Source organism: Pseudobutyrivibrio sp. OR37 (genome assembly GCF_900113655.1).
Lineage (GTDB): Bacteria > Bacillota > Clostridia > Lachnospirales > Lachnospiraceae > Pseudobutyrivibrio.
The window spans coordinates 76,169-97,215 of the sequence record NZ_FOQF01000005.1; the positions used below are offsets into that span (position 1 = coordinate 76,169).

Here is a 21,047-nt window from a genome sequence, read left to right on the forward strand (position 1 = left end):
TATATATAACCTTTATATCACATTTTTGTGAAAAAACTATTCTTCATAAATAACAGACTTGTCTATTTGTGCTAAAGCCGCATCTATCTCCTCAAGATATTTAACACCAATCTTACTTAGGACGGAATTTTTCTTTGTAATATAGCCTATTTCCATAATGCTATTTGGATTTTCCTCATCCTCTCTATATGGCACAACTATATATCCATCACCATTGTAATCACCCCAAACGATTCCTGAGCAAAGGGTATAGCCATTCATAGCCTTAACCAAATTAAGCATAGTAGAACGGTCGGTAACACGAATAGTCTGAGGATAAATATTTTCACTAAGAATCTCTTCCGCTAAATACTCACTGTTATCGCCCTGCTCGAAATACAAACATGGATAATTCTTCAAATCCTCAAAGCCGATGGATTCCTGCTTTGCCAATGGGTGTTCATGCCATAAATATACAAAGGCTCTACATTTAATCAATGAATGAAACTCCACTGCATGCTCGTTAAAAAGCTTATTAAGCGCCTTACGATTGTAATCACTGATATATAATATTCCGATTTCACTTTTAAGATTGCTTACATCCTTGATGATATTGTGGGTAGTAGTCTCTCTTAAAGCAAAATCAAACTGATTCATATCATATTCTTTTGCTGTATCAACAAATGCACGTACTGCAAAGGTGTAGTGCTGAGTGGAAACGCCAAACTTTCTTTTGTAGCTACCCTCATCCTTGTACTTTTGCATTACAATATCGTATTGACGATAAAAGCCTCTGATATCCTCTAAAAATTCTGCTCCCTCAGGTGTCACAATAACGCCCTTATTGGTACGCATAAATATTGTGATTCCAATTTCGTTTTCCAGTTCCTGAATAGCACTGGTGAGTGTAGGCTGCACTATATATAGCTTTTCTGCCGCCTTATTCATAGAACCATACTCTTCAATAGTAAGAGCATATAGCACTTGTTGAATTGTCATGTTATTCCCCTTTTACTCTCTGCCAAATACGCCGGTCAAATCTTTTATAACTTCGCTTGCAAGCACAAGCCCTGCCACCGCAGGTGTAAATGCAATCGAACCTGGTATATCTCTTCTCTCTGTACATTTATGCTCTGCCCCAGGTGGACAAATGCAATTTGTTCTACAGCTTATGGCCATATCCTCTATTGGACGTGTTGGCTTTTCATCTGAAAATACCACCTTAAGCTTTTTAACACCACGTTTTTTCATCTCACGACGCATAACCTTTGCCAGTGGACACATGGTTGTTTTATATATATCTGCTACTCTAAATCTGCTAGGGTCCAGTTTATTTCCCGCACCCATACAGCTGATGACAGGAACATTCTCCTGTTTACATCTCATTATTATTTCGATTTTGGCAGTAACTGTATCTACCGCATCAACTACATAATCATAAGATTTAAAATCAAACTGATCTGCATTTTCTGGAAGGAAGAAGCACTTATGAATAGTGATATCAGCCTTTGGATTGATATCAAGCATTCGCTCCTTCATCACATCTACCTTATTCTTACCTACTGTAGAACGAGTAGCAATAATCTGTCTATTAAGATTTGTAAGACAAACCTGATCATCATCTATCAAATCAAAATGGCCTACACCTGTTCTTACTAGCGCCTCACAAACATAGCCACCAACGCCACCTATACCGAAGATGGCAACTCTTTTATCCTGCAAGCTATCCATGGCATTTTTGCCAAGTAAAAGCTCCGTTCTTGAAAACTGGTTTAACATAAATACCTCTAATATTACTTTCTATTGAAGTGTTTCATTCATACTTCCTGTACGATAACCCTTCAAATCCAACGATACATAAGCAAAGCCATAAGACTTGAAAGTATCGTATATACGATTTCTAAATTCTTCCTCTAGCATTCTAGGAAAATCCTTAGGCTGAAGCTCAATCCTGGCAACATTATCACCATGGATACGCACTCTGAACTGATTGAAGCCTTCGTCTAAAAGAAGCTGTTCTGCCTTATCCACCATACCCAGCTTCTTTTCATTAATGGTTTCACCATAAGGAAATCTACTGGCGAGACATGCAAACGACTGCTTCTCAGCTGTTGGCAGATTAAACTCTCTGGAAAGCTCTCTAATCTCTGCCTTTGTAAAGCCTATCTCTCTAAGAGGACTCTTAGCACCAAGCTCTGCCACCGCAATAAGCCCAGGCCTATAGTCACCATTATCATCCAAATTAGAGCCTTCTGCAACATATTCAATGCCCAATCTTTTAGCAAGTTCAAACATCTTCTCAAAAAGCTCATGCTTACACAAATAACATCTGTTTGGTGGATTATCAGCAAAGCCTTCTATTTCCAGCTCCTCAGACTCCACAATATAGTGTCTGACTCCAAGTGCCTTACAATACTCCTTAGCTTCATTAAGTTCTCTCTTGGGAAACGAACAAGATGATGCAGTAACAGCCACTGCTTTATCTCCCAGCGCATCTACTGCTGCATATAAAAGAAATGTAGAATCTACACCACTCGAAAAAGCTACCGCAACACTGCCCAGCCCCTTCAAATAATCCTTCAATCTATCGTATTTTTCAAATATATTTTTATCCATTAGCCCCTTTTACCTACCTTTTCAGTAGGATGATAACAAATAATCCTACCCAGGTCAACACAAACCGGGGTAGGTACAGCGGGACCTAGCCTAGTATTTCTTCCATTGCGTCCCAATCGAAGATTTGGAGGGCGCTGCCAAGCTTAGATACTTTTTCTTCGTCCTCGGTTGAGAGGGCGTATTCCTTCAAGGTTTCGATTACATCGGAAGCTCCATCAAAATCCATCTGCTCTACCAGCTCTTTGAGAACGCTGTAGGCTTCCGTAACTTCCTCCTCTGATATAGGCTCCTTGTCTGAGGTGGCGCTGGCAGAAGCTTCTCCTGCATTATAGAAAGAATCCAGTCTATCATATACATATTTGTAGATGAATAGGGTTTCAGGAGTGTTGGTATTGATTAAGTCTATATTGCCTTCCTTGCCAGCCATTTCAAGAACCAATGCTTTTTCGGATAAGTCCAGGGCGCCTATTAATCTTGCAGAGGATTTAAGGGCATGCACCTGAATGGTGTAGTTCTTAATATCGCCGCTTTCCTGGTACTTTCTGATAAGATTGATTTTGTCTAAGGCAGTATCGTAGAAGCTCTTGCAAACGATAAGATAGGTATCCTCATCTCCTGTGGCCTCAATACCCTTGTTGACATCAATAAATGGCTCATTTCTAAACAGGTCAATTACGCTGTTTACTGCATGACTTTCAGCCTCCATGGCTGCTATATCACTTTCTGTGACAGGTGCAATCTTCTCTTCTGGAAGATGCTTTTCAATCATATCCTCGAACTGGATACCATCGATAGGCTTTGAAAGATAATCATCAAAGCCTGCATCAATATATTCTTCCTTGGCGCCCTTAATGGCATTAGCAGTGAGTACGATGATAGGTGTGTCCGCATTGATTGTGCACTCTTTTTTGATTCCCTGCATTGCTTCTTCGCCGCTCATGCCAGGCATCATGGCATCCATGAAGATGATATCGTATTTACGTATTTTAGCTAGCTCAATTGCATCCCTACCTGAAGATGCTGTATCTACCTCTATCTGAATACGTTTCAACAGATTCTTGGCTACGATAAGGTTCATATCCACATCATCCACAACAAGAATTACAGCATTCTTTGCATGGAACTTTTCAACCTTGTTTTCTCTGTCTTCAAAATCATTATTGTCTCTAAAGTCGCCGATGGTATCGGTGCCACACACAGACTGAATGATTGAGAAGGAGAAGGTTGAGCCCTTACCATATATGCTTGAAACCTGAAGCGAGCTGTTCATCTTATCAAGAAGACTCTTGGTGATACTCATTCCCAAGCCAGTACCTTCAACCTTTTTGTTTCTAAACTCTTCAATACGCTGATATGGAGAGAACAGCTTCTCTATATCCTCTTCCTTAATACCAATTCCTGTATCACTTATACTTACCTTCAGCTCAATCTGGTCCTCGGAAACCTTTTCATAATCCATTACGAATTTCACCGAGCCAACGTTAGTATATTTTACGGCATTATTTAAAATATTAATTATTATCTGCTCTATTCTTACATCGTCACCATAGAGCCTTTTTGGAATGTTAGGGTCAACCTCAACTATAAAATCAAGCCTCTTGTCTGTAGCCTTTGGCTGAATCATGTTCACCAAATCATTTACAAGAATGCCAAGGTCGTACTCTCCCATGACAAGCTCCAGGTTACCTGATTCAATCTTTGAAAAATCAAGAATATCGTTTATAAGAGCAAGCAAGGTCTTACTTGCATTTCTGATATCTCTTGCGTATTTTTTGGTTTCGTCTTCCTTGGACTCTCTCGAAATCATTGTGCCCATACCAATGATGGCATTAATAGGTGTTCTGATTTCATGGGACATGTTGGCAAGGAAAGCAGACTTCATCTTATTGGCATCCTCCTCAGTGCGAAGAGCCTTTTCCAAAGCCTGGGTTTTTTCTACTTGTAGCTTTCTAACTATCTGTTCATGCTCCGTCTTCTGTCTCTTGGTGAGGATGTAAACTGCACCGTTGATGATCGACGCTATTATAAAATTCACAAGTAGAATCAAAATAATATAGAAGTAAACTCTAAAGCCTAAGGTTTCATATACTTCTCGCTCTTTTGTGATGGTATAAACGTTTTCATCTATAACCCTGTTGTCATCATCAAGAACCTCCACATGGAATTCATAGGTTCCATAAGGAATTAAAAAGTATGATATTGGGCTTATATTGCTAGACAGCACCTTGGTCTTTTCCTGATCCACGCCATAAAGATAATATCTCACGTAAGGATCTGTTGGTGTGAAATTGTTCAAATCCAATGTAAAGGTGACACGCTTTACGCCTCGTGGGATTACTATTTCATCACTGTTTGTAACTGAATAGCTATTGCCATCCAAATCCACACCTGTAATTTTACTTTTGTATTTATCAACAATGATATCGTAATTATTAAGATTTAGCTTATAAACACCAGTGCTTCCACAAAGGTACATGTTGCCATTTTCGTCCACACAATTCCACGCATTGCTTGTAAGACTGCCTGGCAATCCAGACTTAACATCCAAAAGGTCAAAGCTGTCAGCATCATTGCTTTCCATCAATACATCATATTTGGCCACATATATTCCTGCTCCACCCATAATGAAAGAATTCCCTTGTGGTGTCTGGTATATATCATAATTATTATAGAAAGGAATTCCTGTAAGCTCCTTTATCTGATTATCCTCGGTCAGGTAACACAAACCACTACCTGTAACCACATAGATGCCATTTCCCCGTCTATCTCTAACAAGTCTAAGGATAACACCAGCAGAAAGTCCATCCTTCTTTGTGATTACATTCTCAAGCTTATGATTTTTGACTATTTCTACTCCATCTCCATCACTACCCAAAAGCAATGTACCATCTGGCAGCTCTAAAATATTTAAAATAGAAGAGCTTTTCAACTCCTCATCCAATCTCATTACACAATCTATTTTTCTATCTTTTATAAAGTACAAACCAGTCTCTGCAGAAATAACAATTTCTCCGTTAGATAGAGCATACACAAGCCTTGCTCTTCTATCGGTAATCTGTTTCCCTTCAATGTAATTGAAAAATTCACCAGTAGGGGATATTCCCATTATCTCCTTGCCATATCCAGCAATTACCAGATTACCTTCAGCATCCTTTGTCATACTTCTTACACGTGTACTATCAAAATAATCTGTGGCTTCATTTTTTATGCTCACTAATGAATCCAAATCAAGAATTACAAGTCCATCATCTGTTCCTACATACAGGCAGTTGTCCTGCAGGTATGTTACATTAGCTACAGATGCAGGCTGGTTGCATATACTGAACATATCGATGAAGCTTGATTTGCTCATGCATAGCAAGCCCCGTCTATATGATGTAAACCAAAGGTTTCCCTGATAATCCTCATATATTTCTTCCACAGCACTGTCAAAATTGCCTGGATTCAGCACTGTGACATTCATATCAGAATCCATAATTCCAATACCTGAATCCGCTGCAATGTATGCATATCCATTATCCTTAAAATAGATATTGTTGATGAATATTAAATCCTGTGCTGTAATCTCTTCAATCTTCACGTAATGATTATCTACAAGCTCATATTTATGAATACATTCATGATCGGTTCCAATGTAAAGATTGTCCTCTTTATCGTATGCAACGCAGCTTGCCCCAGCATCCTCACCAGGAATCCTTGCTACTATTTCTCCAGATGAAAATACAGTTACCTCGCCCTTTGCATTTAAGGCTGCTACCCTACCGGCACTATCTCTTTGCATACTAAGTACATTTCCGATTTCCTCGTATTTCTTATACAAGAAAATCTTGCCGTTTTCCATGGTCACATAGCATACTCCTCCAGTGGTAGCTATGTAGAATTTTAAATCATTGTCCTCAACGATATTACTTACCGTATTAGATACAAGTCCCCTTGAAGTATCAAAATTATAAGCGTGAAGATTATCGTCTATGACAGTAACACCTGCACCATTTGTGCCTACCCACAGATTATCATTTTCATCAACGTACAGGCTCTGTATTGATCTAACTGTTTGGAATAAATTTACAAGCTGAAAGTTTGTTCCGTTGAAACGATATAATCCACCATAGGTGCCTACCCATATACTACCATCAGCAGTTTGTGCAACATCATTTGCACATCCTCCAACAAGTCCGTTTTCACTGTTATAAATTCTAGCAACGTGATTTTCGATGGACATGCCACTTGCCTTTGTTTCAAGTGGAAAGGATAATGCTGTAAGCATAATAGCCAACACCAAAGTGGCCTTTTGTCCCAAAGCTTTTTTCAGCTTCAAGGCAGTCTTCTTTTTTGTATAGCCCTTAATATTTAATCTTACTATGTAAATTGAAAATAGACCTAGGAAATTGTCTGCAAAGCATATATAAACTGATGCAATAAAGGACTGACCTAGAAATGGCAGATTAAGAGAATTCAAAAAATCCATAGTGGCATCAGGAAGGAAAAGCCCCGTTTTCCCATCAAAAAATGCCATATTCACTATGGTCATCATAATAGAACGAACTAATGTGAAGGTTAATGTTAGACTTTGTACAGAAAAAAAACGATTGAGGTATTTATTATTTCTGCTTAGTAAAGCGACAATTATCGCAAATACGAATTCCATAAACAGGTAATAAATATCCTTATGTACGAAAATAGTGCTGATTAATCCGCTAGAAATGGCAACAATAGCCCCTATACAGGCTCCACCATAATATGCACCATAAATAGTTCCTGTAACATTTAAAAAACCAGGATACCCTGTGCGCAGTGCCAAAGCACGTCCCACAAGGTTTAAAATTATCCCCAAAATTAATATTTTTACTTCTTCCCTAGAAGGCTTTAAATTCATGTCATTCCTCAATATCGTTAATAATACTTAAGAAAACATCAACTATTACTGGATCAAACTGTTTTCCAGAATTAGCCTTAAACTCCTCGATGATTTCCTCTTTTGTAAATTTCTTTCTGTATACCTTTTCCCTATTCATGTTGTCGTAGGCATCAGCAACTGCAATGATTCGTGCAATAAGTGGTATATCCGTCCCCTTCTTTCCCACTGGATAGCCGCTTCCATCATATTTTTCATGATGGAACATAGCCGCATCTGCAGCATGTGGAAAGGAATTTAGGGATTCTAAAATATATGCCCCCTTCACAGTATGCATCTGCACTACTTTCTTTTCATCCTCAGTAAGCTTGGTAGTTTTGCCTAAGATTTTTTCAGGCACTGAATAATTACCTATATTATGCAAAAGGGCTGCATAGTAGATTTCCTCGCAATCTGACTTATCCATACCCATATTTTCAGCAATGATTTTTGAATATTTAGCAACATTCTTCGAATGCTCTCTGTGATAATAATCCTTGGCATCAGCAACAATAGCACACAGATTAAAGGTGTCATCCAACATCTGATTCTTTACTAAAAGCTGTCCCTCAAAGCCAAGCACTATCCATGCAATAAGTCCACCAACCAGCATCAAAAGCATCCATGCTGGCAGTAAGAACAAATAAATAATTCCTGGCACACCTGCAAAATATGATTTATGAATATAATAAGACATTTCATAATCAGATAAATCCACATCTCCAGAGAGACTATATAAAATAATTCCTATATTAGCCTGACCAGAGTAATCCTGTGTTGATTTTAATGGTACCTCACTTGAGGATGGACTTGAATCTGGATAATAAATGAAATAATCCCCTTTTCGTAATGGGATTAATAAATCCTGACCTGCTAAATAATAATTAAGAATAATATCGTCGGTGCTGTAATTTCTAAGATCTACAACCTGTGTTCGTTCCTTATCTGTAAACTGATGTACCTCTATTACACCGTTCCAGGCATTGTTGAGGTAGCAATCTTCGCTGATGTTTACTCTAAGCTTCCAATCCTTTAAAAGACATTTTGAATTATTGGTGACAGTTGCCTCATAGATTTTCGCATAGATTACCTTATCAGGAAATGCATCATTCTTTTCCCAGGAATCTGTGACTAAGCCTCTTGGATGGATGTCTGTAGTCACTTCCATTGTAACAGAATCAGCTGTGATTTTTCGCTCTAAATTATTGAATTTATTGACCTGTATCACATGGAATAGAAAACCTAATATTATTATTACTAAAATAGTTGCAAGGACAGCAAATATCTTTTTTACTAATCCTTGCATCTGCACCAATGTATTCATATAAAACTATCCCTTACAAATTGCTATTGGATGTTGCTTCCCATTTCATCCCCTTAGTATACATGGTCTCAAGAAGCTCATCCAAAGGCATAGGCTTGCCAAAATAAAAACCCTGAGCTCTTTCACATCCCACTTCCTTTAAAAACTGGTAATGTTCTTCGGTTTCAACACCTTCACTAAGTGAGGAGAGTCCCATTTCATTAGCAGTCTTTATTATATAACTCATTAGGGTTTTTGTCTTTGGATTTTTGTCAATACTACGCAAAAATACCATATCTAATTTCAGTACGTCAAACTCATAATCTGCCAGGGTGGTAAGTGATGAATATCCGCTACCAAAATCATCTATCCAAATCTCATACCCAGCATCTCTTAGCTTGCGGCAGGATTCCCTGATAAGGCCTGTGTTATCAGAAAATGCGCTTTCTGTAATTTCCACATCAATCATCTGTGGTGGAACATCATAGATTTCGCAATAATCAGATAGCATTTTATACACATCACATACTTCAAAATCAAGACGGGAAACGTTCACTGAAAATGGCACAAGTGTCTCTCCTGCCTCGTAAAGACGTCTATAATCCTGACATACCTTTTTTACTACAAATTCATCTACGAAATGAATTAAATGGAAGCGCTCTAAGGTCTCGATAAAATATCCAGGTGGAAGCATACCATTCTCTGGGTCTACCCATCTAACTAAAGCCTCGTAGCCACAGATTTCTCCTGTCCTTGTTCTTATGATAGGCTGATAGAAAACCTTAATTAAATCATTAGCTATGGCATCATCGATATGATCAACTACAAACTGCTGCCTTCTTAAGCTATCCCTGATGATATCGTCATAGATGCAATAATTTACATCATGCCTACTTTTTATACTGTTACAGGCTAGTCTGGCATGGTCACAGGCAAGTCCTACCTCTGCACGTGGGTCGTCCATGTAATAAATTCCAGCCTTTACCTTCACCTTTTTATTAACGTCATGGGAAAGCAGCATGCTCCTATACACTTCCTCCACACACTCTACAACCTCTTCTCTAGGAATTGTTGTAAATACAACAAAATGATCATCCGAAAAACGTGCAACAGTGGCCCCCACAAAAACATTTTTGATGGTCATTCCAAAATCACGCAATAATTCATCTCCCATCTTAAATCCATTGCGCTCGTTATATAGTTTAAAATTAGGGATATCAAAATGTACGAAGGCCACATCCTGTCTGCGAATATCCGGCTGCGAAAGAAGAGTCTGAACCTTATTATAGAAAAATGGCATATTAAATAAGCCGGTAAGCTCATCAGTTTCACGATCTGATACTAATGCCTCTGCTTCGGCGTACGAATTACGGTTTTTATTAAGATACTCATTTTGATCCACATCAACTATGAAAACATAGTAAAAGCTCTTTCCGTTAGACCAATGGAGCAAATGACCAAAATCCTCTAAATATCTTATTTCACCCTGCTTTGTAATTATTCGATAGCGAACATAATCATGACGCTTTGCGGCATAGATTGTCTGCGCTTCAATCTGATTTTCAATCTTGTGCAAATCATCAGGATGAATCATCCCTTTGAAGCTACCGCCTGTGTACTTGATAAAATCTTCATAATCTTCACAGCCAAATAAATGTATTACATTTGTTTCTGCAAAAATTATTTTTTCGTCGCCACCTGCTTCGTAGATAAAAAATCCACCTGGCAATCCTGTCGGAACGGCTCCACACATCATGGTTTCGATGTATTCTTCTTTCATTTTAACCCCCATACAGTCTTTAATGGTATAATACCCCGACTATTACTGTTGATTTTACTATACAAATGTGTCTAATATAAGAAAATATTCTGAATATTCAATCTCGTAACGCACCTATATAGTCACCTGATTCTTACCATGAGTCTTTGAATAGTACAGGTTATCGTCAGCAAGCTTTACCACATCCTGCTCCCCACTTCCCTGGGAACAACCAATACTAACTGTTATCACTAAACTCTTATCAAAATCCCATGGCTGTAATTCCATGCTATGTCTGATTCTTTCAGCAATGGCTCCCATATGATAAAGTGCCTCTTTTTCCACAAGAAGTACAAACTCCTCGCCCCCGTATCTATAGGCCTTTACTCCAAGTACGGTTTCCATATTGAGTAATTCTCCCACCCTAAACAAAACGTCATCTCCATGAAGATGGCCATAGGTATCATTAATATGCTTGAAATCATCTATATCAACCATGATCACCCCATAGTTTACTTTGGAATGCTTTGCCAACTTCAAATCATGGGTGAAAATATTTCTGGTAAGTAGATTTGTAAGTCCATCAAAACGCGCATTTATAATTGGAATCAGCATAAGGACAATTAATATTCCCACGCTAACTACCGCCGTTACCGTAATTGATAACCTTCTTATATGATCGTTTTGTCTACTCTTATTAATCTCAAGCTCATTCTTTGCATCATATACGATATCGTTAATTACACGGGCGTAAGTGATATTCTGCTGGTCAAAAAGAATAGCGTAAAGTTCATTTAAAACAAAGTTCAATTCCTTTTGAATTGCTTCATTTCTGGTAGGATATTCCTTCTGCACCTTAAGGATTGTGTATAATTCAGCCTTCTCGTAATTGTTTTCCTCGCACAATGTCATAAACTCATGTAGGAAATCTATTACTGCCTGTTCTGTTGCCGAGCTATCCATAGTAGTATTGGAATACTCTTTAATATTCTCTGCGCAAAGGTAGTAGCATTTAGCCTGATAATATGGAATTACAAAATCTCTCAGGCTGATAGTTCTATACACTGGAGTAGTGAACAATTTACTATCCTCCCATTTATCAAGAAGCTCCTTGCATTTTGACAGACGACCAGTCTCTTCATATATTCTCGCTAGCCACACATCATTCATGGCACTGTAGCTTTCAGAATATGGCTCATCCATATGATCTTCAAGAATACTTTTAGATTTCATCAGTGCCGTTTCCGCATCATTGTAATTATATTGCATGAAATACATAATTCCCTGCATTCTGTAGGCATAGATTTTAATTTGAGGGTTTTCGATTTCATCTATCGGCTTAATAGAATTTGCACTCTTTAGCATTTCTTCTGCTGCATCACTGGCATAGGTATTTAAATAGAAATTTGCCAAATCCAGATAGATGTTATATATCTTGTCGTCTTTGCTGTCTTCTAAATAAAAGATGGCGTAACCCAGGTATTTGTAGTAATCAATAGAATCACCCTTTTGCAGATAAATAAGACCTGCTCTTTCACATAGCAAGCCTGCATCCTCATCATAAAGATGACAATTAGAAATCAAATTTAAAATGGTCACCAGCTGATCATCCATAGTATCCCAAGATTCCGCCAAATCTTTAGCTATAATATCCTCAACTATCTCGTGATTATATTTTTTCTCAACATGAATAACTACATGATAAAGAGACTGCACAATTGCCAGCGCAGCCATTGTAAGAATAATGATGTTAATAATTCTCTTATAGGTACTCTTTTTCATACTCATGTCCTATAGTGATGAATCAATACAAGAAATACTTATATTCCTTTAAATAATACCTTAAATATATGAAAAAACTGTATAATAAATTCTATACTCAATTTTGGAAGAACACTAGGGCTTTAAGTAAACGATTAAGTAGAATTCATAATTTGTTCACAGTTTATACATAGACAAACCCCAAAAATGATACTATGATGAAGAAGTTCATTGGGGTTTTTAAAGATACCCCATTGGAGAAAATATGTGTAAACACCATGGGGAGGCGTGAAAAAATGGCAATTGGTGAAATTATTACATGTACAGGACCAGAAGATCTTTTCAGGAGGGCAGAAGACCTTCAGCAGAAAGGATTTCAGACTGTATTTGTAGCACGAAACACTCTTAAGGTCGTTGGAGTTATGCAAGAAAAAAAGGCTAGCTAAAATTAATTAGCTAGCGCTTATGAGGGGATGTATCGAGATAGGACTTAAGTCCTATCTCGTTTTTTATTTACCCTCTTTTCCTAACAATCACAACACCTGTTACTGCTGCTACGATTGCTATTACTATTACAACTACTGCTATTGGATTTACACCATTTGCTGTAACTGATGTTTCCTCTACTGCTTCTGGAGTTTCTTCATCCTCTATAGTAGTTATAGTAGTTTCTGTTTCCTGGGATTCTAAATCCTGGGTTTCTGTTTCCTGAGTTTCTTCTGCGCTGTTATCCTCTACAGCTTCCTCTGATTCTTCTGTTTCCTCAGCTTCTGCTTCATCCTCAACTGTTACTGTCTTTGTTACTTTTGTTGAAGACTTTGTTGTCTTCTTTGCATCAGTGCTTGCTGTCTTTGTTACAGCGCCTGCTGTTGGAACTGCTGCATCTACTATAGTAGCAGTGTTTGCTGCAGGAGCAGGTGCTACTGCTGCACCACTTGAAGAATTTGACGAACCGCTTGTTGAACCTGAATTGTTTGAAGTACCTGGTGTACTTGGAGTACTTGGTGTACTTGGCTTAGAAGGTGTGCTTGGCTCTGATGGTGTATCAGGAACTTCTGGTGTATCTGCTTCCCCTTGCTTAAGCTCCTCTGCTGAAGGTCTTGTAGCAGTGAAAAGTGCTGTGGCAATTTTGTCCACATCCTTGCCATCATTTACTCTTACAACAATACCATTGTTAAATATATCATGCTCTGCTGCACTAACCTGAAGAGGTGCAAAGGCAGATTTGATAGACTTAAGTAGTGTTGTAACAATGCCTTCAATTTCTTCTACAGTGTCCCCAGCTTCAGAATCATCCTGTATTTCATCAGCATCATTTGTCTCATCATCAGACTCAGTAATATCTTCATCTATTATCTTCTTCTCTGACTCTTCTAATACCTCTTTTACATCAGACTCTTCTGTATCATTTAATTTCTCATCGTAAAGCATTGTTGATGGAACATTTACTGAATACCAGCCGTTACCAATGTGAGCCATTTTCTTTCCCGGATATTCTCCAAGTAAATCCTTCTGCTCTTCGTCTACCGCATATACGAATGTATCAGATGGGAATTCTGTGTTATCAAGCTTAACATAAACCTTTGTCTGGCCTTCTACTTCTGGCTCTTCCTCATCGATAGCCTTTTCAACAACCTCTGGCTGTTCAGGCTGCTCTGGTTCCTCTGGCTCTTCTTCCTTTTCCTTATATGTGCTTTCGTATATATCCTTTATCTCGCTACCTGTAAGGGCTGTATCGTATATACGAACATCATCAAACATTGCATTTCTAACATCTTCATCTGTCCAAATATCTCCTGCGCCTACCATTACATGATTAGCATTCTGAATTGCTGCGCCTTGTCCAGAGAAGCAATTTGAAATATCTTTTTTATCGTATACTATCTCATTTCCATTCAGATATACCTTAATTCCATTTGGAGCTACTGTGTAGGTTACAAGCTGCCATTTGTTTGTAAGGTCACTGTAAGATAAGCCTGGAACTGCATCTGAATAATCATTTGCATTAATTCTTCCAATCAGGTTTGCTCCAATTCTAGTCATTGGATATGTTCCTGTAGATGCTCCATCTGCCAGCCAATCTGCTTCAAATAATGCACTGTGCTCCCATGTAGATGAATCAATATTTACCCACATGCTTACAGTGTATCCGGCTTTATCCACATTGGAAAATACATCGCTTGGTAGTGATAAATAGTTTACCTGCTTGTTGCCAGCTTCATTTTCAAGCTTAAGCACCTGACCTCTTTCTTCATCAGTAACCACCTTAGCATCACCCTTAAGTGTTGCAGCGCTATCTTTTGTAGATGCTGATGTAGCACTAACAGCATCTCCATCAACACTATCAAAATCGTAGCCTACGATTACCTTTGGAGCATCGTATACAAGCACCTTAAATGTAGCATCTGTGCTGTAACTATTTACCGTAACTTTGCCTGTAAGAGTAACCTCTGTATCTGATGAAGGAGTGCCTACCTTACCATCAGCTGAAAGTACAGTCTGATTATCTGATGACCATTCAATCTTAGCCTTGCCAAGTTCAGTAGGAAGCTGAATATTCTCACGTGTTGATTCAGGAATAATATCCTTAAGCTGCTCAATCACCTTGCCTGCAGCTGTTTCATCTGTTTCCTCGTATTTGCTTCCCCAGATTGCAAGGTTGTTATTTCCGTTTGCAGTAAATGTCATGGTCTTTTCACCATTGTCATTTGTCTGCTTGAAGAACACGCCCTTGTAGGTTGCATTATCAGCATTGATTGTTACGTATGTGTAATCACGGCCTGTTGCATCTGCCATTGACCATGTACCTGTTACATCACCTGTAACTGTGCCGTCTGCATTCAACTCAACAGACTGAGTAGAAATCATGCTACCGTCCTTTTCACCATTGCCATGATTTACATATTCGTATGTACCAACCACATCATCCATAGTGTACTTTTGAATCTGCTCGTTTCTGTTTTCATAAACAGCTGTTACAAGCCAGTCATCCTCGTTTAAGAACTGCTGATGAACTCTAACCTCATGTCCCTCTCCTCTTGAAGAATCAAGGAAGCGCTGATGATAGATAAGGTAATACTTTCCGTCATCTGTGATGAGTGCTGAGTTGTGACCTGCTGCACGATAGCCTGGCTGACCGTAGAACTGGTAGTTACCAATCAGCTTTGTACCGTACTGATAGCAATTCTTTCCACTACCTGCTGCATTCTTTCCAGATGCATCCTCGTATGGTCCTAATGGATTCTTAGAACGGAACAATCTCATGTTGTAACCGCCTGTTGTTGTAAGACCACCGTAGGTTTCATACATGTAATAGTAACCAGTGTTTTTGTCGTATTCGATGTATGGACCTTCACCTGACTGATGATTTCCACCAGCGATGTGTGTTCCAAAATATCTATCAACAAAATTTCCACTTGTTGCATCTACGCCATCCTTACCTGGGTAGATAGCCTCACCTGTCTTCTGGTCGATTTCAAGAATGAAAAGACCACCTGACCATGAGCCGTAAACCATATAAAGATGCTCGCCTGTTGCATCATAGAAAAGTGTTGGATCAATTGCGTTTGGAGCATAATTATTATTCCAGCTGCCGTTTGAATTGAAGCACTTCCATGTGCTTACATCACCATCAATCTTTCCTTCTTCTATAAGCTTGTTGAATGGAAGATAGTCATTTGTGTATGTAGTATCTCTAGTACTGTTGCCGTCATAATTAACCTTACCAGTGTTTGTAAAGCCAGAATATACTACAGTTCCGCCGTAGCTGTAACCTCCATCTGCTCTGTCACTTACCATGTAGCCGATGCAGGAACGGCGCCAAGTTGATGATGCACTATAGTAGAGCATGTAAGCTCCCTTGTGACCATCAGCCCAAACATAGTTTGGATTGTAGATTACATCTGGAGCCCAAACTGCATAGCCGCCCTTGCAATCTCCATCGTCATAGCCTGCCCACTTGAAGGACTCGGCCAAGTTCTCCTTTACATTTCCGTAGATTGGATTGTTTCCAACACTTTGATAGTCTGTAGAAACCTGAGTCCAATTTACTAAATCAGATGATTTTGCAGTAGCAATATGCGATCCGAATACATAGTACTCATTGTTGTACTCAAAGATTGATGGATCATGCACCATTACTCTGTCGATTTTTTCAGCTGCATTGGCATCAATAGAACCAACACCAGAAAGCTGAAATGCAGGAGTTGCCATAGCCGCTACCATAGATAGGGCTACAGCCTTTTTCGCTAATTTCTTCATTATCCCCCTTTACCTTTCCTTTCTTCCTTAATTTAGCTTAATCTAAACTATTTTAGATTATCCCTTTCTTCCTTTCATTTTATACATCATTTTTAATACATCTTCAATATAAATTGAGTAATAGCTGGGGGTAATTACTGATTTTTGTAAAATACTTTACTATTTTGCTGCTAAAATTTGTCAATTATTCATAAAATATCTTAAAGTAAAAAAGCCCGCCACAGTATCCACTGACTAACGCAATGTATTCTGTAACGGGATGTCTAAAAAAAGTATTGAAAAATGGGTTTAGTGATTAGCGTTTTACTCTGGCACCAGCTCCACCCATAATGGCCTCTACTTCGGCGCATGTAGCCATTGTTGTGTCGCCAGGTGTTGTCATGGCAAGAGCACCATGAGCTGTGCCGTATTCTACAGCCTTTGCCGCATCTCCTGTGGTCATAAGACCATATACAAGTCCAGAAGCGAAGGAATCGCCTCCACCTACTCTATCAAGAATCTCAAGGTCCTTATAATCCTTTGCCTTATGAATCTGACCATCAGCCCAGCAAAGAGCAGACCAGTCATTTACTGTTGCAGTCTTTACAGTACGAAGTGTTGTTGCTACCACCTTGAAGTTTGGATAAACCTTGGCAGCTTCATCAATCATCTTCTTATAGCCTTCGATATTAAGCTCCTTAAGATTTGCATCATTTCCTTCAATCTCAAAGCCAAGGCAGGCTGTGAAATCCTCTTCATTACCAATCATAACATCAACATACTTGGCTATTTCCTTATTAACCTCCTGAGCCTTTGCAAGACCACCGATAGCAGACCACATAGAGGCACGATAATTTAAGTCGTAAGAAACAACTGTGCCATACTTCTTTGCAGTCTTGATAGCCTTGATTACAGTTTCAGCAGATTGCTCTGAAAGAGCTGCATAAATTCCACCTGTGTGGAACCATCTTACACCAAGCTCACCAAAGATATAGTCAAAATCGAAATCCTTATCTGTTGCCTGAGAAATTGCAGTGTTTGCTCTATCTGAACAGCTAAGAGCGCCACGAATGCCAAAGCCTCTTTCTACAAAGTTAATACCATTACGGCACTCTCTTCCTATTCCGTCTGTCTTCTTCCAATTAATAAGCTTTGTATCTACACCACCCTGCAAAATAAAATCTTCTACAAGGTGACCTACTTCATTATCAGCAAATGAAGTGATTACTGCTGTATCCATACCGAAGCATCTTCTAAGACCGCGGATAACATTATATTCTCCGCCACCTTCCCAGACCTTAAACTCTCTGGCTGTGCGAATTCTGCCTTCGCCTGGGTCAAAACGCAACATTACCTCACCTAGAGATACTGCGTCATATTTACAATCTTCTTTTTTTCTAAGTTCTAAGTTCATATCAATCTCCTAGTCCGCCTGTTACGTATACAAGCATTATATTTCTACGCTCAGCATAGAAAGCTTCGCTTAAGAAACATAATAGCTTGTCTACTACAGGCTCATTTAATTATTGCGGCTACATATATTTGGCAAGCGGGAGCATGTAATACTTGGAAGCCGCAACGTTTTTTATAAGCTGAAATATTCTACTGCGTTGCTACCGCATATACGTTTTACGAGGGTACGTAAATACGATAGGTCTGCCGGGTATTCTCCTGCCTCAACCCAGGTACCGATTTTATTACAGAGGATTCGGCGGTATAGCTCGTGGCGTGGGAAAGACAGAAAGCTTCTGGAATCTGTAAGCATTCCTACAGATGTGGAAATTAAACCAGCATCTGACATTGCTTCGATTTGTCGTTCCATTCCGTTTTTGTGGTCACAGAACCACCATGCTGCGCCTAGCTGTACCTTACCCTTGATACCTTCTTCATTGCTGCAGAAAGTAGATGCCATTACAGCAAGCATTTCTGTATCCTTTGGATTTAGGCAGTACAATATTGTCTTTGGCAATTCCTCTGTTAAATCCATTGCTGAAAGCAACGCTGCCAGCTGAGGTGCATAATTGAAATCTGCCATTGCATCAAAGCCTGTATCTGCTCCAAGCAATTTATAAAAACGTTCTGAATTGTTGCGGATAGCTCCTATATGAAGCTGCATTACAATATTTTGTCTTGCATATTCCTTTCCTAGCTCTGTAAGTACATAGCCTTTAAACTTGCCAATTTCCTCTTCAGAAAGCTTGGCTGCTGCAAGACCCTTTTTGAATATATTGTTGACCTCTACTTCTGTGGCCGCTACATAGAAAAGCCCTTCTAGGCTATGATCTGAGACTCTACATCCGTTTTCCATAAAAAACTTAAGTCGGTTTTTGAGTGCCTTCAAAAGTGAGCTCACATCTGTAATCTGCAGGCCTGCTACACCCCCTAATCTTTCGATATAGGTTGCAAATTCAGGCTTTTCGATTCCCATAGCCTTCTCTGGTCTAAAGCTTGGAAGCACCTTTATTTCAAAGCCATCATCACGAAGCTTCTTGTGCCACTGCAGGTTGTCTGCAGGATCATCTGTGGTGCATAGGACAGACACCTTCTGCATTCTTAGGAGGTTTCTAACCGAAAAGTCTTTTGTTTTAAGCTTTGCGCTACACTCCTCCCAGATTTCCTTTGCGGTATCTGGATTGAGAGGCTTTGTAATTCCAAAATATCTTTGAAGCTCCAAATGAGTCCACTGATACAATGGATTTCCAATAAGATTCTGCACTGTGTCTGCCCAAGCCACAAATTTATCATAAGGATTTCCATCACCTGTGATAAACTTCTCTGAAATACCATTTGCGCGCATAGCACGCCATTTATAATGATCTCCTCCAAGCCATACCTCTGCTATGTTATCAAAGCATTTATCCTCATATATTTCCTGAGGATTTAGGTGATTGTGGTAATCTATTATTGGAGCCTGTTCTACTTCCTTAAATAGACTTTTTGCAGTATCGCAGGTAAGCAAAAAATCTTTATCCATAAACGACATCATAGTCTGTTCAATTCCTTTCTGACATTGCCCTTACCCTGTAATCTCACATATATCTCAAGGATTCTTGACGCTAGATTATCCTCATATAAATCTACACCAAACACATCTGTTCTTTTAAGTACATCCTTTGCTGGAAGTCCTTTCAGCTCATTTAATAATGGATCTGGACTCTGCTCAAAAGGCTTACCTTCATCATCGATTCCCTCAAGATATCTTAAATAGCCTGCAAGAACAAATGGAATGACATTTAATTTGTCTGTTCCAAGTGATGAATTAGCACGGTATGCCTTGATGGTCTCACCAAATCTGATTGGAAGCTTTTGTGAGGTATCGCAGGCAATACGCTGTGGTGTATCTGGCATAAATGGATTTGGAAGACGCTTTGTAAGAACAGCGTTTAGGAAATCCTCTGGAGATATAACTCCAGGATTTACTACTGTCTTCATTCCCTCATCCTTGCCAAGAGTAGTAACTAATTTTTTTAAAGCTGCATCATCCATTTCATCATGGATTGTCTTATAGCCAAGAATACACCCATAAATAGCAAGTGCTGTGTGAAGTGGATTAAGGCAGGTACAAACCTTCATCTTTTCTGTTTTATCTACAGTGATTCTATCCGTAAATACGATACCACCCTTTTCTAAAGCTGGGCGTCCGTTAGGGAATAAATCTTCAATTACTAAATACTCTGTCTCCTCCGCATTTACGAAGTTTGCAACGTATGTATTTTTGCTAGTTACAATAGGCTCTGCAGCTTCTACTCCATCTTCAATTAACATCTGCTTAACAGTGTCATCTGGTCTTGGAGTGATTTTATCAATCATTGTAAGTGGGAAGGCTACAAGCTTTGGATTCTCAATATATGCAAGAAATTCTTCCTCACATTTACCCTCCTTGAACCATTCCTTTGCAAGCTCTACAACAGCCTCCTTAAGCTTGTCACCGTTATGAGAACAGTTATCCATGCTTACGATTGAAATTGGAAGTGCTCCAGCCTTAAATCTTTCTAATATAAGACCTACCACCTTTGACATATAGGCCTTTGTCTTATATCCCTTTTCTGTGATTGTAAAGCTTACCATCTGGAGAGATGGTGCTCGGAAAATCTCACGTAATCTTTCGATTTCCTTTTCATTTTCTTCATCAAGAATACAAGATTCCACAATAGAACCAACTACCTTTTTTTCTACTGTTCCATCTGCCTTAAGTGTTGCAAGAATGCTTAAATCATCACAAGCTCTGTTATACTTTTCTATGATTTCGTAATCATAACCCTCAGCGACTATTAGGCCTTTATCTAGTACTCCCTCATCTAACAGTTTATCTACCACATTAGCCTGGAAAGCTCTGAAAATATTTCCTGCTCCGAAGTGAATCCATGTAGGGTTTTTCTTTGTATTTGCGATAACTGCTTCTCTATCATAATTTGGAAGCTTATAGCCTTTTGCTTCCCATGCCGCTCTATCCTTTATGCCTTCGTTTGTTAATTTCATTTTAATCTCTCCTTTTT

Annotated in this window: 12 protein-coding genes; 1 reads left to right on the top strand and 11 read right to left on the bottom strand. The window is 38.9% G+C overall.

Annotated features, from left to right (window positions below; genetic code table 11):
- Positions 1-36: 36 nt before the first annotated feature.
- From BM097_RS03930 to BM097_RS03960, 7 genes are all read right to left on the bottom strand, one after another.
- On the bottom strand, positions 37-978 hold the full coding sequence (locus BM097_RS03930; RefSeq protein WP_090546097.1) for a LysR family transcriptional regulator: 942 nt from the start codon (positions 976-978) through the stop codon (positions 37-39).
- A gap of 12 nt (positions 979-990) precedes the next feature.
- Entirely contained in the window at positions 991-1,758 is a 768-nt protein-coding gene (locus BM097_RS03935) for a tRNA threonylcarbamoyladenosine dehydratase (RefSeq protein ID WP_090546100.1), read from the bottom strand.
- Positions 1,759-1,779: 21 nt separating this feature from the next.
- Entirely contained in the window at positions 1,780-2,595 is an 816-nt protein-coding gene (gene larE, locus BM097_RS03940) for an ATP-dependent sacrificial sulfur transferase LarE (RefSeq protein ID WP_090546102.1), read from the bottom strand.
- An 85-nt stretch (positions 2,596-2,680) separates the two neighbouring features.
- The gene (locus BM097_RS03945) at positions 2,681-7,471 is read right to left on the bottom strand and encodes a hybrid sensor histidine kinase/response regulator (protein ID WP_090546104.1); all 4,791 of its coding nucleotides are present in this window, start codon (positions 7,469-7,471) and stop codon (positions 2,681-2,683) included.
- Position 7,472: 1 nt separating this feature from the next.
- Positions 7,473-8,813, bottom strand: a complete 1,341-nt coding sequence (locus tag BM097_RS03950) for an HD-GYP domain-containing protein (RefSeq protein ID WP_090546106.1) — start codon at positions 8,811-8,813, stop codon at positions 7,473-7,475.
- A 13-nt stretch (positions 8,814-8,826) separates the two neighbouring features.
- Positions 8,827-10,572: an EAL domain-containing protein gene (locus BM097_RS03955; RefSeq protein WP_177197360.1), complete on the bottom strand. Its 1,746-nt coding sequence runs from the start codon at positions 10,570-10,572 to the stop codon at positions 8,827-8,829.
- Positions 10,573-10,686: 114 nt separating this feature from the next.
- Positions 10,687-12,333, bottom strand: a complete 1,647-nt coding sequence (locus BM097_RS03960) for a GGDEF domain-containing protein (RefSeq protein WP_177197361.1) — start codon at positions 12,331-12,333, stop codon at positions 10,687-10,689.
- A 194-nt stretch (positions 12,334-12,527) separates the two neighbouring features.
- Between BM097_RS03960 and BM097_RS16025 the strand changes: the two genes are divergently transcribed.
- Complete coding sequence (locus BM097_RS16025; protein ID WP_143084949.1) at positions 12,528-12,758, top strand: hypothetical protein; 231 nt, start codon at positions 12,528-12,530, stop codon at positions 12,756-12,758.
- A gap of 67 nt (positions 12,759-12,825) precedes the next feature.
- On the opposite strand, the gene BM097_RS03965 is transcribed toward BM097_RS16025, so the two are convergent.
- From BM097_RS03965 to BM097_RS03980, 4 genes are all read right to left on the bottom strand, one after another.
- Positions 12,826-16,572: a lipocalin-like domain-containing protein gene (locus BM097_RS03965; RefSeq protein WP_090546113.1), complete on the bottom strand. Its 3,747-nt coding sequence runs from the start codon at positions 16,570-16,572 to the stop codon at positions 12,826-12,828.
- A 295-nt stretch (positions 16,573-16,867) separates the two neighbouring features.
- Complete coding sequence (locus tag BM097_RS03970; protein WP_090546115.1) at positions 16,868-17,965, bottom strand: sugar kinase; 1,098 nt, start codon at positions 17,963-17,965, stop codon at positions 16,868-16,870.
- Positions 17,966-18,136: 171 nt separating this feature from the next.
- Positions 18,137-19,537, bottom strand: a complete 1,401-nt coding sequence (gene uxaC / locus BM097_RS03975; RefSeq protein ID WP_090546117.1) for a glucuronate isomerase — start codon at positions 19,535-19,537, stop codon at positions 18,137-18,139.
- Positions 19,534-21,030 carry a mannitol dehydrogenase family protein gene (locus BM097_RS03980; RefSeq protein ID WP_090546119.1) on the bottom strand — a complete coding sequence of 499 codons (1,497 nt, stop codon included), beginning with the start codon at positions 21,028-21,030 and terminating at the stop codon, positions 19,534-19,536. Before BM097_RS03980 ends, uxaC begins: the two co-directional genes overlap by 4 nt.
- Positions 21,031-21,047: the final 17 nt, after the last annotated feature.